The sequence below is a fragment of the Streptomyces kunmingensis genome, from assembly GCF_039533535.1.
In the GTDB taxonomy this organism is placed as follows: domain Bacteria; phylum Actinomycetota; class Actinomycetes; order Streptomycetales; family Streptomycetaceae; genus Streptomyces; species Streptomyces kunmingensis.
On the sequence record NZ_BAAATS010000019.1, the window covers coordinates 245,618 to 258,665 of the forward strand.

At 71.9% G+C, this 13,048-nt stretch carries 13 protein-coding genes; 4 read left to right on the forward strand and 9 right to left on the reverse strand.

All coding sequences use genetic code 11. From position 1 onward, the window contains the following. Positions 1 to 209: 209 nt before the first annotated feature. The 5 genes from ABD366_RS25470 to ABD366_RS25490 form a co-directional block, all read right to left on the reverse strand. On the reverse strand, positions 210 to 1,523 hold the full coding sequence (locus ABD366_RS25470; RefSeq protein WP_324775289.1) for an MFS transporter: 1,314 nt from the start codon (positions 1,521 to 1,523) through the stop codon (positions 210 to 212). A 107-nt stretch (positions 1,524 to 1,630) separates the two neighbouring features. Further along, complete coding sequence (locus ABD366_RS25475; protein ID WP_324775290.1) at positions 1,631 to 2,602, reverse strand: DUF2891 domain-containing protein; 972 nt, start codon at positions 2,600 to 2,602, stop codon at positions 1,631 to 1,633. 468 nt (positions 2,603 to 3,070) lie between these two features. After that, positions 3,071 to 3,715 carry a pyroglutamyl-peptidase I gene (gene pcp, locus ABD366_RS25480; RefSeq protein WP_324775292.1) on the reverse strand — a complete coding sequence of 215 codons (645 nt, stop codon included), beginning with the start codon at positions 3,713 to 3,715 and terminating at the stop codon, positions 3,071 to 3,073. A gap of 42 nt (positions 3,716 to 3,757) precedes the next feature. Beyond that, a complete protein-coding gene (locus tag ABD366_RS25485) occupies positions 3,758 to 4,723 on the reverse strand; it encodes a DUF979 domain-containing protein (RefSeq protein WP_324775294.1) in 966 nt (321 codons plus the stop codon). After that, on the reverse strand, positions 4,720 to 5,463 hold the full coding sequence (locus ABD366_RS25490; protein WP_324775296.1) for a DUF969 domain-containing protein: 744 nt from the start codon (positions 5,461 to 5,463) through the stop codon (positions 4,720 to 4,722). The genes ABD366_RS25485 and ABD366_RS25490 overlap by 4 nt, the downstream gene beginning before the upstream one ends. A 255-nt stretch (positions 5,464 to 5,718) precedes the next feature. On the opposite strand from ABD366_RS25490, the gene ABD366_RS25495 reads away from it, so the two are divergent. Genes ABD366_RS25495 through ABD366_RS25505 form a run of 3 tightly spaced genes read left to right on the forward strand, consistent with a single transcriptional unit; the run spans position 5,719 to position 8,041 of the window. Continuing rightward, positions 5,719 to 6,468 (forward strand): LamB/YcsF family protein, encoded by a 750-nt coding sequence (locus tag ABD366_RS25495; RefSeq protein WP_324775305.1) that lies wholly within the window; start codon positions 5,719 to 5,721, stop codon positions 6,466 to 6,468. Further along, positions 6,465 to 7,187 carry a 5-oxoprolinase subunit B family protein gene (locus ABD366_RS25500; RefSeq protein WP_324775298.1) on the forward strand — a complete coding sequence of 241 codons (723 nt, stop codon included), beginning with the start codon at positions 6,465 to 6,467 and terminating at the stop codon, positions 7,185 to 7,187. The genes ABD366_RS25495 and ABD366_RS25500 overlap by 4 nt, the downstream gene beginning before the upstream one ends. Continuing rightward, positions 7,184 to 8,041: a 5-oxoprolinase subunit C family protein gene (locus ABD366_RS25505; RefSeq protein WP_344442525.1), complete on the forward strand. Its 858-nt coding sequence runs from the start codon at positions 7,184 to 7,186 to the stop codon at positions 8,039 to 8,041. Before ABD366_RS25500 ends, ABD366_RS25505 begins: the two co-directional genes overlap by 4 nt. A gap of 55 nt (positions 8,042 to 8,096) precedes the next feature. Here the strand turns inward: ABD366_RS25505 and ABD366_RS25510 are convergent, their stop codons facing one another. From ABD366_RS25510 to ureA, 4 genes are read right to left on the reverse strand one after another with little or no spacing between them, the layout of a single operon-like run. Beyond that, positions 8,097 to 8,642, reverse strand: a complete 546-nt coding sequence (locus ABD366_RS25510) for a TetR/AcrR family transcriptional regulator (RefSeq protein ID WP_324769586.1) — start codon at positions 8,640 to 8,642, stop codon at positions 8,097 to 8,099. A 55-nt stretch (positions 8,643 to 8,697) separates the two neighbouring features. After that, the gene (locus tag ABD366_RS25515; protein WP_324769499.1) at positions 8,698 to 9,723 is read right to left on the reverse strand and encodes an agmatine deiminase family protein; all 1,026 of its coding nucleotides are present in this window, start codon (positions 9,721 to 9,723) and stop codon (positions 8,698 to 8,700) included. 7 nt (positions 9,724 to 9,730) lie between these two features. Further along, on the reverse strand, positions 9,731 to 11,443 hold the full coding sequence (locus ABD366_RS25520) for an urease subunit alpha (RefSeq protein ID WP_324769500.1): 1,713 nt from the start codon (positions 11,441 to 11,443) through the stop codon (positions 9,731 to 9,733). Beyond that, positions 11,440 to 12,135 (reverse strand): urease subunit gamma, encoded by a 696-nt coding sequence (ureA, locus tag ABD366_RS25525; protein WP_324769501.1) that lies wholly within the window; start codon positions 12,133 to 12,135, stop codon positions 11,440 to 11,442. The genes ABD366_RS25520 and ureA overlap by 4 nt, the downstream gene beginning before the upstream one ends. A 103-nt stretch (positions 12,136 to 12,238) precedes the next feature. Between ureA and ABD366_RS25530 the strand changes: the two genes are divergently transcribed. Further along, a complete protein-coding gene (locus ABD366_RS25530) occupies positions 12,239 to 12,946 on the forward strand; it encodes a TetR/AcrR family transcriptional regulator (protein ID WP_324769502.1) in 708 nt (235 codons plus the stop codon). Positions 12,947 to 13,048 lie beyond the last annotated feature (102 nt).

A 13,048-nucleotide genomic window follows, 5' to 3' on the forward strand; every position in this document is an offset into this window, starting at 1 on the left:
CTCGCGGGTGCGAGAGGTCTGCGCGCGGGTCGAGGACGACGGTGTCCGCCCGTACGTGGTCGTACGAGACGGTCACTGCGGACCGGCGCGCCTGCTGCCAATAATCATTGCCAACGAGAGCACGCCCGCAGTCTGCCACAGCCCGGACGGGGCCCGGACCGTGGTCTCACGATGCGAACAGTGGATCTCAGCGAGCCCCGGGCAGGCTCTCAGACGGCGGGCTCCATGGTGGCGGCCTCCTGCGACTTCACCCGGTTGAGGTCGATGTCGCGGGTCTCGCGCATGCTCAGGTAGACGATCAGCGACACGGCCGCGCAGCCGGCGACGTACCAGTAGAAGCCGGACTCCATGCCGCCGTCCTTGAACCACAGGGCGACGTACTCGGCGGTCCCGCCGAACAGGGCGTTGGCGATGGCGTACGGGAGCGCGACGCCGAGGGCGCGGATGCCGGTCGGGAAGAGCTCGGCCTTCACGCACGCGTTGATGGACGTGTAGCCGGTGACGATGACGAGCGCCAGCAGCGACAGGCCGAGCGCCGGCCAGAACGAACCCGCGTGCTGCAACAACGTCATGATCGGCACCGTCAGGAAGGTCGAGCCGACGGCGAAGGTGATCAGGAGGGGGCGGCGGCCGATGCGGTCCGACAGCGCGCCCGCGAGCGGCTGGAGGCAGGCGAAGACGATGAGCGCGCAGAACGAGACGAGGGTCGCCGTCTGCTTGCTGAGCCCGGCGGAGTTGGACAGGTACTTGGTGAGGTAGGTCGTGTACGTGTAGTACGCCACGGTGCCGCCCATGGTGAGCGCGATGACGAGGAACGCCTCGCGCCTGTGCGCCCACAGGGCCTTCATGCTGCCCTTGTCGTCACCGGTCACGGGGCCGTCGTCGGCGGACTCCTCGTAGACCTCGGTCTCCAGCATGTTGCGGCGCAGATAGAAGATGACCGCCGCGCCGAGCGCGCCGACGATGAACGGGATGCGCCAGCCCCAGCCGTGCAGGGCGTCGTCGGACAGGGTGCGTTGCAGGATGATCAGGAGCCCGAGGCCGACGATCTGACCCGCCGTCATGGACACGTACTGGAAGCTGGAGGCGAAGCCGCGCCGCTTCGGGTCGGAGGCCTCGGTGAGGTAGGTGGCGCTGGCCGCGTACTCGCCGCCGACCGACAGTCCTTGCAGGAGCCGGGCGACGAGGAGTACGGCGGCGCCGCCGTACCCGGCGACCGCGTAGGTCGGCGCGATCGCGATGAGGACCGCGGACGCCGACATCAGCGTCACCGTCAGGGTCAGCGCCGCCTTGCGGCCCTTGCGGTCACCGACCCGGCCCAGCAGCCAGCCGCCGACCGGGCGCATGAAGAAGCCGACGGCGAAGATGCCCGCGGTGTTCATCAGCTGCGCGGTCGGGTTCCCGTCGGGGAAGAAGGCCCCCGCGAAGTACGTCGCGAAGCTCGCGTACACGAACCAGTCGAACCACTCGACCATGTTCCCGGCCGATCCGACCAGGACTTTCTTCCATTGCTCTCGTCCCATGGGGGGCCACGATGGGGGGTCGCCGCGGGGCGTGACAAGGGTGTACCGCGCAACGATCGCGCGTACTTGCGTTCATTGCGTTCACGGCCGGGGGTGTGCTTCTGGTGTCAGGCGGGGCGGGCCAGCTCCGCGAACGTGGCCAGCCAGTGGTCCGTGGTGAAGTCGCCGCTGTCCACGGCGGGGAGACCCGCCGCGAGGTGGGCGTCGGCGGCCTCGGTGAGACGGGTCCGCACGGGACCGTCCGGGAGGGCTCCCGCGATCGAGCGCAGGGCGGCTGCGCGGGACAGGGCCAGGCCCAGGAGGTGGCCGATCCACGGGTCGGCGTGGTCGGAGACGACCGGCACGTCGAGCAGGGCGCAGGGGGCGCCGGTGCGCAGCCCGGGCAGGAACCGGTCGAGCCAGCGCTCGAACTCCGGCGCGTCCAGGACCCTGCGCATCGCGTCGGCCTCGCTCAGCGCCGGCGACAGGAAGTCCTGGCCCGAGGGCTCCCAGTGGGCGGGCGCGTCGTGGTCGTCGGCGAACCAGGTCCGCAGGCGGTCGCGGACGCGGTCGAGGGTGGCGTCCTTCAGGCCCGCCACCGCACCCGTGTCCAGGATCAGGCCGAGGGAGAACGCGCTGTTGGTGTGGATGCCGTGCCGTACGGGATACGTGGCCTTCGGCAGCCAGTCCGTGAGCAGGCGCTCCACGGCGTCCACGGCCGGCCCGAACGCGGGGCCCCACGGGGTGTTCCGGGTCTCGGCGGCGAGCGCGGTCAGCCAGGCCCAGCCGTAGGGGCGCTCGAAACCGGGCCTGTCCAGGAGGTAGGCGGCCTCTGTGGCGAGGTTTGCGGGGGTCAGGTGCCGGTCCAGTACGGCGGTGTACGTCTTCGCCGACGCGGCGGGGAGGTTCGGGAGGGTCCGTACGAGCAGCCAGTGCATGTGTACGGAGGAGTGCCAGTCGTAGGCGCCGTAGAAGGCGGGGTGCAAAGTGCTGGGGCGGGTGTTCTCGGTGGCGGCGGTCACCAGGTGGGCGGGGAAGTTCGGGAACTCCCGGGTCACGTTGGCTGCGGCCAGCGTGGCGGTTTCCTCCGGGGTGAGCATGTGCGTGCCTCTCGGGTGGCGGGATGGGAGTACGGGGGGGTAGGGGGGCGGGCCTCTATAACCTGTCGCGCAGTTCCCCGCGCCCCTGGATGGGTTACTTACATGTGCGGCCCGGTGGGGGCTGGTCGCGCAGTTCCCCGCGCCCCTTAATAGGTCCGTTCACACGTGCGAGTCCGTCGTGGTTGCTCGCGCCGTTCCCCGCGCCCCTTATCGACCGCTCCGCCGGTGCAGGTCTCGTCGTGGCTGGTCGCGCCGTTCCCCGCGCCCCTGAAGCTTGCGGCTTCGCCTCAGCTTCATAGGCCGCGTCGCGCGTCGCTTGAGATGGCGCACGAAGTGCGCATCTCAGGGGCGCGGGGAACTGCGCGAGTGAGCCCCACCGGCCCGCAGGCGATGGAACGCCTCAGCAGGGGCGCGGACAACTGCGCAGGCTGTTCGGGGGCGCGCCCCGTTGCCCGCCTGCCCCCACGGCTAGTGAGTCGCCCCTTCGGTAACCCGCACATCCGTCACAGTCGTCGCCGCCGCAGACAGCAGGGCCCGGACTCCGACCGCCACGACCTCCGCCGGGACGGACGCCGCGGAACCGTCCGGGACCTGGGCGGGGGCCCAGGGGACGTGGACGAAGCCGCCCCGGACGCCCGGGAACTCGGTGGCGAGGAGGTGCCCGAGCCCGTACGCGACGTGGTTGCAGACGAACGTGCCGGCCGTGTTGGAGAGCGCCGTAGGAACCCCGGCCTCCCGCATCGCCGCCACGCACGCCTTCACGGGCAGCGAGGAGAAGTACGCCGCCGGGCCATCGGGAACGACGGGCTCGTCGATCGGCTGGGCACCCGCGTTGTCCGGGATCCGCGCGTCGTCGACGTTGATCGCGACGCGTTCGACGGTGACGCCGGGGCGCCCGCCCGCCTGCCCGAGGCAGACCACGAGTTCGGGCCGCACCCGCTCGACGGCAGCCCGCAGGGCGGCAAGCGACTCCCCGAAGACGCACGGGAGCTGCACCGCGGTGACGGCGAGTCCCTCCGGCGGCGCGGCGGCGACGAGCTCCGCCGCCTGCCAGGACGGGTTCACCGTCTCCCCGCCGAACGGTTCGAAGCCGGTGACCAGTACGCGGGTCATGGCTGCTCCTTCCCAGAGGTTCCAGTGGCTGCTAGATGGCTGCTAGACCGCGAAAACGGCCATGATCACGATGTTGCAGACGAGCAGCGCGAGCGCCGTCGGCAGCTGTGCCTTGATCGGCCCGTACTGATCCTTCAGTTCGAGCAGCGACGCGGGAACGATGTTGAAGTTGGCCGCCATCGGCGTGCAGAGCGTGCCGGCGAACCCGGCGAGCATGCCGATGGCGAGGACTCCGGCCTCGTTGCCGTGCATCTGCTGGATGAGCACCGGCCAGCCGATCGCCGCGGTCATCACGGGGAACGCCGCGAACGCGTTGCCCATGATCACGGTGAACAGGAACATGCCGACGCAGTAGGCGATCACGGCGAAGTACTTGGAGTTGTCGGGCAGGACATCGTTGACGATGTTGCCGACCTGGGTGCCGACCCCGGCGACCGCGAAGATCGAGCCGAGCACGGAGAGCAGCTGGGGCAGCAGCAGGGCGGAGCCCATCGCCTCCAGCATCGAGCGGCCGGAGTGGATCGGGACGGAGACCTTGCGCTCGCCCGTCACCAGCATGCCGACGATCAGCGCCACGATGCAGCCGAGGCCGAGCCCGATGAGCGTGGCCTTGCCGGTCTCGAAGAGGCCCGACTCGTCGAGGAAGGACGCGCAGATGATGGCGACGATCGGAATGGTGACGGCCGGGATGAAGAGCTTGTTCCCCAGCCGGGCAGCGGAGACCTCACGCTGTTCCTGCGTCGTCGTGACGGGGACGCCCTTGCCGATGAAGTTGAACCCGGCGAGCACGATCAGCCCGAGGACGGCGACGCCGAGCGGTTCGGCGGGCAGGGACCAGCTCGCACCGCCCTCGACGACTCCGGTGCCGTAGGGGAAGGTCAGTCCGAGCAGTCCCCAGAACGCGGCGGACGTCCACCGCTTGGGGTTGCTGGCGTCCCGCGCCATCTGGACGGCCATGACGACGAAGACGAGACCGATGAGCCAGTAGAGCCATTCGACCTTGATCACTTGGCGGACTCCTCACGGCTCTGGCCCGGCGTCTGCGGCGGCAGCGGCAGGTCGTTCTCGGCGGCGGCCAGCGCCATCTCGCGCTCCAGCTGCTTGTCGAGCAGCAGCAGGCGGGCGCCGTGGATGACGAAGGCGCAGACGGCCAACGGGATGGCCCACAGGGCGAGTTGGGTCGGCTCGAGCTGCTCGTGGTAGGTGGAGTTCACGAAGCCGGTGATCAGCAGGATCGAGCCGATCGCGATGAAGCAGTCCTCGCCGAAGAAGAGACCGACGGTGTCGGCGGAGGAGGAGTAGGAGCGGACCTTCTCACGCATCTTGTCGGGGAGCTTCGCCCCGGCGGTGCGCTCGGCGGCGGCCTCCGCCATGGGTGCGACGAGGGGGCGCACGGTCTGCGCCGGGCCGCCCAGGTTGTTCAGGCCGAAGGCGGCCGTGACCTGGCGGACCAGCAGGTAGACGGTGAGGAAGCGGCCGGCGCTGAGCTTGCCGAGCTTCCCGATGAGGGTGCGGGCCTGCTCGCGCAGTCCGTAGCGCTCGAGGAGGCCGATCACCGGCAGCACGATGGCGAAGACGGTGACGGACCGGCTGTCGGCGAACGCCTTGCCGAAGGCGGCGAGGATCTCCTGCGGGTCCATCTTGCCGAGCAGTCCGGTGGCGATGCCGGCGACACCGACCACCAGGACGGGATTGCGGCGCGTGACGAATCCGAGGATCACCACGAGCACGCCGAGAAGCACGATCATGCGGCTGCCTTCTAGAGGAGGGCACTGGAAGCACTGGGCGGCATGGAAGCGGAGAGTCCTCTTCTTCCATGGGGGATGCACGGACCCTAGGTGATCGTTGAACGATCGAACAAGAGGTTGTGGCGCATCACCCATCAAATCGGCCCCTTGTCGGATTGTTGAACGATCGCTTACGTTGAGCGGGTGATGCAGGAGATCCAAGACGACACCCCAGGCGCGAACGACCTTCCCGGCGCGAACGGCCTGCCGGGCGTCATCGACCTCAACGCCGACCTCGGCGAAGGCTTCGGCCGCTGGTCCCTCACCGACGACGAGGCCCTCCTCTCCGTGGTGACCAGCGCCAACGTCGCCTGCGGCTTCCACGCAGGCGACCCCTCCGTGATGCGCAGGGTCTGTGACCTGGCCGCCGAGCGCGGCGTGCGGATCGGTGCGCAGGTCTCCTACCAGGACCTCGCAGGGTTCGGCCGCCGCGCCATGGACGTACCGCCGGACGAGCTGGCCGCCGAGGTGGCGTACCAGATCGGGGCGCTGCGGGTCTTCGCCCAGGCGGCCGGGGCCGAGGTGACGTACGTGAAACCGCACGGCGCGCTCTACAACCGGACGGTGCACGACGACGCGCAGGCGCACGCCGTGGTGGCCGGGGTCCAGCTCGCGGGCGGCGCCCTTCCGGTGCTCGGCCTCCCCGGTTCGAAGCTGCTCGCCGCGGCGGAAGAAGCGGGCCTGGACCCGGTACGGGAAGCCTTCGCCGACCGCGCCTACACCCCTCAGGGCACGCTGGTGTCGCGCCGCGAACCGGGTGCGGTCGTCGAGGACGCGGACGCCGTGGTGCGCCGGGCCGTCGGCTTCGCCGTGGACGGCGGGGTCGACGCGATCGACGGCACGCGCGTCACGGTCGCGGCCCGCTCGCTGTGCGTGCACGGCGACACCCCGGGCGCGGCCCGGATCGCCGCGCGGGTCCGGGCGGCCCTGGCGGAGGCCGGTGTCACGGTGGGTGCGTTCACGTGAGCGCGGGCCTCGTGGCGCGTCCGGCCGGGCGGCACGCACTCCTCGTCGAACTGCCGGACGCCGAGCGCACCGGCGCCTTCCACGCGGAGCTGCTGCGTCGCCGGGCGGCGGGCACGCTGCCGCCGGTCACCGAGATCGTGCCCGGCGCCTGCACGGTACTGCTCGACGGAGTTCCCGACCCCGCCGCGCTGGCCCGGCGGCTCACCACCTGGGAACTCCCCTCGACGCCGCCGGCCGACGGCGACGTGGTGACGATCCCGGTCGAGTACGACGGCCCCGACCTCGCCGAGGTGGCCGAGCTGTGGGGCGTGTCCGAGGACGAGGTGGCGGCCCGCCACGCCTCGTACACCTACCGCGTCGCGTTCTGCGGCTTCGCCCCCGGCTTCGGCTATCTGACCGGCCTGCCGCCGGAACTGCACGTCCCGCGCCGCGCCACCCCGCGCACCCGGGTCCCGGCGGGCGCGCTGGCCCTCGCGGGCCCGTACTCGGCGGTGTACCCGAGGGCGACCCCGGGCGGCTGGCAGATAATCGGCACGATGCCGGACCCGTCCCGTCTGTGGGACACGGAGAGGGAGCAAGCGGCCCTCCTCACCCCTGGAACACGGGTGAGATTCACCCCGCCAGGGGCGCGGGGAACGGCGCGAGCAACCACACACAACGATCAGTCGGCGTCCGACGGGACCCGCCACGGCACCCAGCCGAAACCGAACGAGCGATGACGACAAAACTGCAGGTCACCCGTCCCGGCGCCCTCACCACGATCCAGGACGCCGGCCGAACCGGCCACGCCCACCTGGGGGTCCCCCGTTCAGGCGCCCTGGACGCCCCTGCGATGGACCTGGCCAACAGACTGGTCGGCAACCCGCAGGGCACCGCCGTACTGGAGACGACCCTGACGGGCTGCGCCCTGCGCCCCGACACGGACGTCACCCTCATCGTCGGCGGCGCCCCGTGCCCGGTCACCGTGGACGGCCGGCCGGCCCCCTGGGGCACCCCGGTCCACGTCCGGGCGGGAGCCACTTTGGACGCGGGCCCGGCGACATCCGGCATCCGCTCCTACGTGGCCGTCGCCGGGGGCCTGGCCGTCCCGCCCGTGCTGGGCAGCCGCTCCACCGACCTCCTCTCGGGCCTCGGCCCGGCCCCGCTCGCGCAGGGCGACCTGATCCCCGTCGGCCGGGCCGCCGAGGCCCCGGCGCTCCCCGTCGCGCCGCCCTGGCCCGCGCCGCCCGCCGAACTGGTCCTCCCGGCCCGGCTCGGCCCCCGCTCCGAGTGGTTCACCGCGGCGGCCCTGCGCACCTTCCTGACCGCCACGTACACGGTCTCGGTGCACAGCAACCGCATCGGCCTGCGGACCGAGGGCCCGGCCCTGGAACGGGCGTCGGAGGGTGAGCTGCCCAGCGAGGGCATGGTGCTCGGCGCGGTGCAGGTGCCGCCGGACGGCCGCCCGGTGGTCTTCCTGCACGACCACCCGACGACCGGCGGCTACCCGGTGATCGCCGTGGTCGCCGAGGAGGCCCTGGCCGCCGCGGCCCAGGCCGTCCCCGGCACCCCGGTGCGCTTCACCCGCGGCTGAGCCGCCTCCTCTCGTTTCAGGAGCGCTGGTTTCCGGAACCCTGGTTTCAGGAGCCCTAAGAAACCAGCCCGTCGGCCAGGAACTCCCGTACATGGACGAGGACTTGCTCCCGGTCGGCGCCGCGCAGGCCGATCGCCACGTGGATGGAGAACCCGTCGAGCAGCGCCCGCAGCCGCGCCGCGAACCGGTCCGGGTCGACCGCGCGGAACTCGCCGCGCGCGATGCCGTCGGCGAGCAGAGCCACGAGGTCACGGTGCCAGGCGTGCTCGATGGCGGACTGGCGGGCGCGGGCGGAGGTGTCGGCGGCGGCGCTCTGCGAGCGGTTCCACACCTCCAGCCAGAGCGTCCAGTGCGGGTCGCGGTGCCCGTCGGGCACGTACAGGCCGACGTAGGCGTCGAGACGCTCGCGCGCGCGCTCCTCCCGGGCGAACAACTGCCGCCGCTCCTCGCCGAGTTGCCCTTCGCTCCACTCCAGTGTCCGCAGCAGCAGTTCGTCCTTGGACCCGAAGTGGTACGCGAGATGCCCGCTGCTCATGCCGACCTCGCGGCCGAGCGCGGCCATGGTGAGCCGCTCCAGGCCGCTGTCGGCGATCATCGCCATGGTCGCGGCGAGCACGGTGTCGAGCGGCGGGGCGGGGGTGCGGCGACGGTTCACGTCAGAACCCTGCCACGGGCTGCTGCTGCGTGATGCAGTGGATGCCGCCGCCGCCCGCGAAGATCGCCCGCGCGTCGACGACGGTGACCGTGCGGGACGGGAACAGGCGGCGGAAGAGCGCCGCGGCCTCCGCGTCGCGCGGGTCGTCGAAGCCGCACAGGACGACGCCGTCGTTGCAGAGGTAGTGGTTGATGTAGGAGTGGTCGAGCCAGCCCTCGTCGTCCGCCAGCACGGTCGGGGCCGGGACCTCGACGATCTCCAGGGGCCTCCCCTGCGCGTCGGTCTGCCCGGTGAGCAGGCCGATGATCTCGCGGCTCACCTCGAAGTCCGGGTGCGCCGGGTCGCGCTGCGCGTGCACGAGCACCACACCGGGCGCGGCGAACGCGGCGACGATGTCGACGTGGCCCCGGGTGCCGAACTCGCCGTAGTCACCGGTCAGCCCGCGCGGCAGCCAGATCGCCTTCGAGGTGCCGATCCGGGCGTGGATCTCGGCCTCGACCTGCTCCTTCGTCCAGCCCGGGTTGCGGTCCGGGTCGAGCTGCACCGTCTCGGTGAGCAGGACCGTGCCCTCGCCGTCGACGTGGATGCCGCCGCCCTCGTTGACAAGGGGCGAGGAGTGCGCGGGTACACCGGTGAGGTCGGCGATGTGTCGGGCGATCTTGGAGTCGTGCTCCCAGCGGGCCCAGCCCTGGGCGCCCCAGCCGTTGAACGTCCAGTCCACGGCCGCCAGTTCACCACTGCCCCGGTCCTTCACGAAGGTCGGGCCGATGTCGCGCATCCACGCGTCGTCGAGGTCGCGCTCCACCAACTCGATGCCGGCGGCGCGGAGTTCGCGGGCCGAGTCGAGCCGGCCCGTGCCGACGACCATCGTCAGCGGCTCGTACCGGCGTACGGCGCGGGCGACCGCGGCCCAGGCGGCGCGCGCCTCGGCCAGCTCCCGTTCGTCGGCGAAGGTGGGGTTGGGGCCCGGCCACGCCATCCAGGTGCGCTCGTGCGGCGCCCACTCGGCCGGCATCAGATACGTCATGGGGTCCTCAGAGGAAGTAGAGACGGTTGAGGGAGACGGAGTCGGCGGGCTCGGAGCGCAGCGGTTCGCCGTCGAGGGTGACGAGGCCGGTGCGCTGGTCCACGTCGACCGCTCCGGTACGGGAGTTGCGGCGCAGGTCGGCCGGGCCGATGCTCCGGGTGCCGCGCACGGCGACGCGGCGCCTGCGCGTCGGCATCCCGTCGTTGCCCCGGTCGACGGCGGCCTGCGCCACGAACGCGACGGACAGCTCGGCGGCGGTGGCGCCGTAGGCCCCGAACTGGGGGCCTATGACGAGGGGTTCGCAGGTGTCGGTGGCCGCGTTCGGGTCGCCGACGACGCCGTACGCGGGGAACCCGGACTTCAGCACGAGCTGCGGCTTCGCGCCGAAGAACTCGGGGCGCCACAGCACGATGTCGGCCATCTTGCCGACCTCGACCGACCCGATCTCGTGCGAGAGGCCATGGGCGATGGCGGGGTTGATGGTCAGCTTGGCGATGTAGCGCAGGACGCGCTCGTTGTCGTGGCCGAGGCCCGGGTCGCCCAGCTCGGCCTTCATCTTCCCGGCCATCGCGAACGTACGGCGGACGGTCTCGCCCGCCCGGCCCATGCCCTGCGCGTCGGACGAGGTGATGCCGATGGCGCCCAGGTCGTGCAGGACGTCCTCGGCGCCCATCGTCCCGGCCCGGATCCGGTCGCGGGCCATGGCCGCGTCGCCGGGCAGGTCGGTCTTGAGGTCGTGAACGGAGACGATCATGCCGTAGTGCTCGGCCACGGCGTCCCGGCCGAAGGGCAGGGTGGGGTTGGTGGAGGACCCGATGACGTTCGGGACGCCCGCCATCTTCAGCACGTTCGGTACGTGACCGCCGCCGCACCCCTCGATGTGGAAGGCGTGGATGGTCCGCCCCTCAAGGACTCTCAGGGTGTCCTCGACCGACAGGCACTCGTTCAACCCGTCGCTGTGCAGGGCGACTTGGACGTCGTACTCCTCGGCGACGCGCAGCGCGGTGTCCAGCGCGCGGGTGTGCGCGCCCATGTCCTCGTGCACCTTGAACCCGCAGGCCCCGCCCTCGGCGAGCGCCTCCACCAGCGGCGCCTCGTGCGAGGACGAACCCCGGCCCAGGAAGCCGATGTTGACCGGCCAGGCGTCGAAGGCGGAGAAGGCGTGTCCGAGCGCCCAGGGCGAGTTGACGCCGACGCCCCAGACCGGGCCGAACTCCTGGCCGATGATCGTGGTGACCCCGGAGGCGAGCGAGGCCTCCATGATGCGCGGGGACAGCAGGTGGACGTGGGTGTCGACGGCGCCCGCGGTGGCGATGAGCCCTTCGCCGGAGACGATCGAGGTGCCTGTACCGACGACGACGTCCACTGCGTCGAGCGTGTCCGGGTTCCCGGCGCGGCCGATCGCGTGGATGCGGCCCTCGCGGATCCCGATGGACACCTTGCGGATGCCGAGCGCGGCGTCGATGACGACGACGTTGCTGATGACGACGTCACAGGTCTCGCGGACGGCGGCCGCCTTCAGGTGCAGCCCGTCGCGCGCGGTCTTCCCGAACCCCGCGAGGAACTCGTCCCCGTACGCCTGGGAGTCGGACTCCACCTCGATGGTGAGCCCGGAGTCGCCGAGGCGGAGCCGGTCGCCCGCGCGGGGCCCGTGCGTGCCCGCGTACTCGTACGGGGTGAGGCGGCGGGGTTCGGCGGGGTGCCCTCCGGGGCGGCTCATCGGTCTGCCTCCTTGTCCCGCACGCCCAGATAGCCGCAGGCCGCGGCGCGGCGCAGTGCCTCTTCGCGGGCGCCGGGGGCGTCCAGCGGACCGTCCACGAGCCCGGCGAAACCGATCGCGACCCGGGCGCCGCCGATCGGCACGAGCCCCACCTCGTGGCTCTCCCCCGGCCCGAACCGCACCGACGAACCGGCGGGCACCGCGAGCCGCATCCCGTACGCGGCGGCGCGCGGGAAGTCGAGGCGCGGGTTGGCCTCGAAGAAGTGGAAGTGCGAGGTGACGGAGACCGGGACGGTCGCGGTGTTGGTGACACTGAGCGTCGACTGCGGTGCGGGATCGGCGTGTTCGGGGCCGGGCAGCAACGCGCCGGGCGCCAGGTCGCCGAGACCGGCGCCGATCGGATCGCTGACCACCGCGAGCCGCGAACCGTCGTCGAAGACGGCCTCCACATGCACCTCGGTGACGACATCGGCGACCCCGGGCAGCACATCGTCCGGGCCGAGCACGGAGCGCGCCGCCTCGATCGCCTCGGCGAGCCGCCTGCCGTCCCGGGCCGCTTCGCAGACGGTGTCCGCTATCAGCGCGGTCGCCTCGGGCACGTTGAGCCGCAGCCCGCGCGCTCTGCGGGCCCTGGCCAGCTCGGCCGCGCCGAACAGCAGCAGCCGGTCGCGCTCGGTGGGGGTCAGTCGCACGCCGCGCACCTCCTCATGGTTCCAACGGTTGATTTGAACGGCGTTCTAAAAGTTTGAACGCCACTCTAAACACCTGTCCCGCGCGGCGGCTACCGTGGCCCCCGTGAACAGCGCCGACCCGACCGCCGCCCCGACCCCCGCTCCGCGCAGCCGCCGCGAGCGGCCCGCGAAACCCGCCCTGAGCAGGGACGGCATCGTCGCCGCCGCCGTGCACATCCTGCGGACCGAGGGGCTCGGCAAGGTGACCATGCGCCGCCTCGCCCGCGAGCTCGACACAGGCCCCGCCTCGCTGTACGTGTACGTCCGCAACACCGACGAGCTGCACGCCGCGGTCCTCGACGCGCTTCTCGCCGAGGTGGATCTCGCACCGGCGCGGGACACGTCGGCGCCCTGGCAGGACCGGCTGACCGCGCTGCTGACCTCGTATCTGGACATGCTGTTCCGCCACCCGTCGCTGGCCCGGTCGGCGCTGACCGTGCGCCCCGAGGGCGAGCACTATCTCGATCTGGTGGAGGCGGTGCTCTCGCTGCTCATCGCGGGCGGCGTCCCCGACGCGCGCGCCGCCTGGGGCGTGGATCTGCTCCTGATGTACGCGACGGCCACCGCGGCCGAGCACGCGGGCGGCGAGGCCGACCACATGGACGCCACCGCCGCGGCGCTCGCCACCGCCTCCCCCGCCCGGCACCCGGAGCTGGCCCGCCTCTCCTCGACGCTCGTCGCCGGCGCCCCGCAGGCGCGGCTGAGCTGGGGATTCGCCGCTCTGATAGCGGGCATCGCGGCCGCGCCCGAGCCACCCACAGCCACCTCCTGAGAGCAGCCACCGGAGACTCCCGAGCCTTCACACCGTCCAACGAACTTGTTCGTTACGAACATGTTCGTTACGGTTGAGGGACACCATGGACCGAGGAGGCCA

What these genes read in the sequence shown, in the direction of transcription:
- ABD366_RS25470 (WP_324775289.1), bottom strand. Translation starts at nt 1,523, where the DNA reads ATGGGACGAGAGCAATGGAAGAAAGTCCTGGTCGGATCGGCCGGGAAC.
- ABD366_RS25475 (WP_324775290.1), bottom strand. Translation starts at nt 2,602, where the DNA reads ATGCTCACCCCGGAGGAAACCGCCACGCTGGCCGCAGCCAACGTGACC.
- pcp (WP_324775292.1), bottom strand. Translation starts at nt 3,715, where the DNA reads ATGACCCGCGTACTGGTCACCGGCTTCGAACCGTTCGGCGGGGAGACG.
- ABD366_RS25490 (WP_324775296.1), bottom strand. Translation starts at nt 5,463, where the DNA reads ATGATCGTGCTTCTCGGCGTGCTCGTGGTGATCCTCGGATTCGTCACG.
- ABD366_RS25505 (WP_344442525.1), top strand. Translation starts at nt 7,184, where the DNA reads ATGACGACAAAACTGCAGGTCACCCGTCCCGGCGCCCTCACCACGATC.
- ABD366_RS25510 (WP_324769586.1), bottom strand. Translation starts at nt 8,642, where the DNA reads ATGGCGATGATCGCCGACAGCGGCCTGGAGCGGCTCACCATGGCCGCG.
- ABD366_RS25515 (WP_324769499.1), bottom strand. Translation starts at nt 9,723, where the DNA reads ATGACGTATCTGATGCCGGCCGAGTGGGCGCCGCACGAGCGCACCTGG.
- ABD366_RS25520 (WP_324769500.1), bottom strand. Translation starts at nt 11,443, where the DNA reads ATGAGCCGCCCCGGAGGGCACCCCGCCGAACCCCGCCGCCTCACCCCG.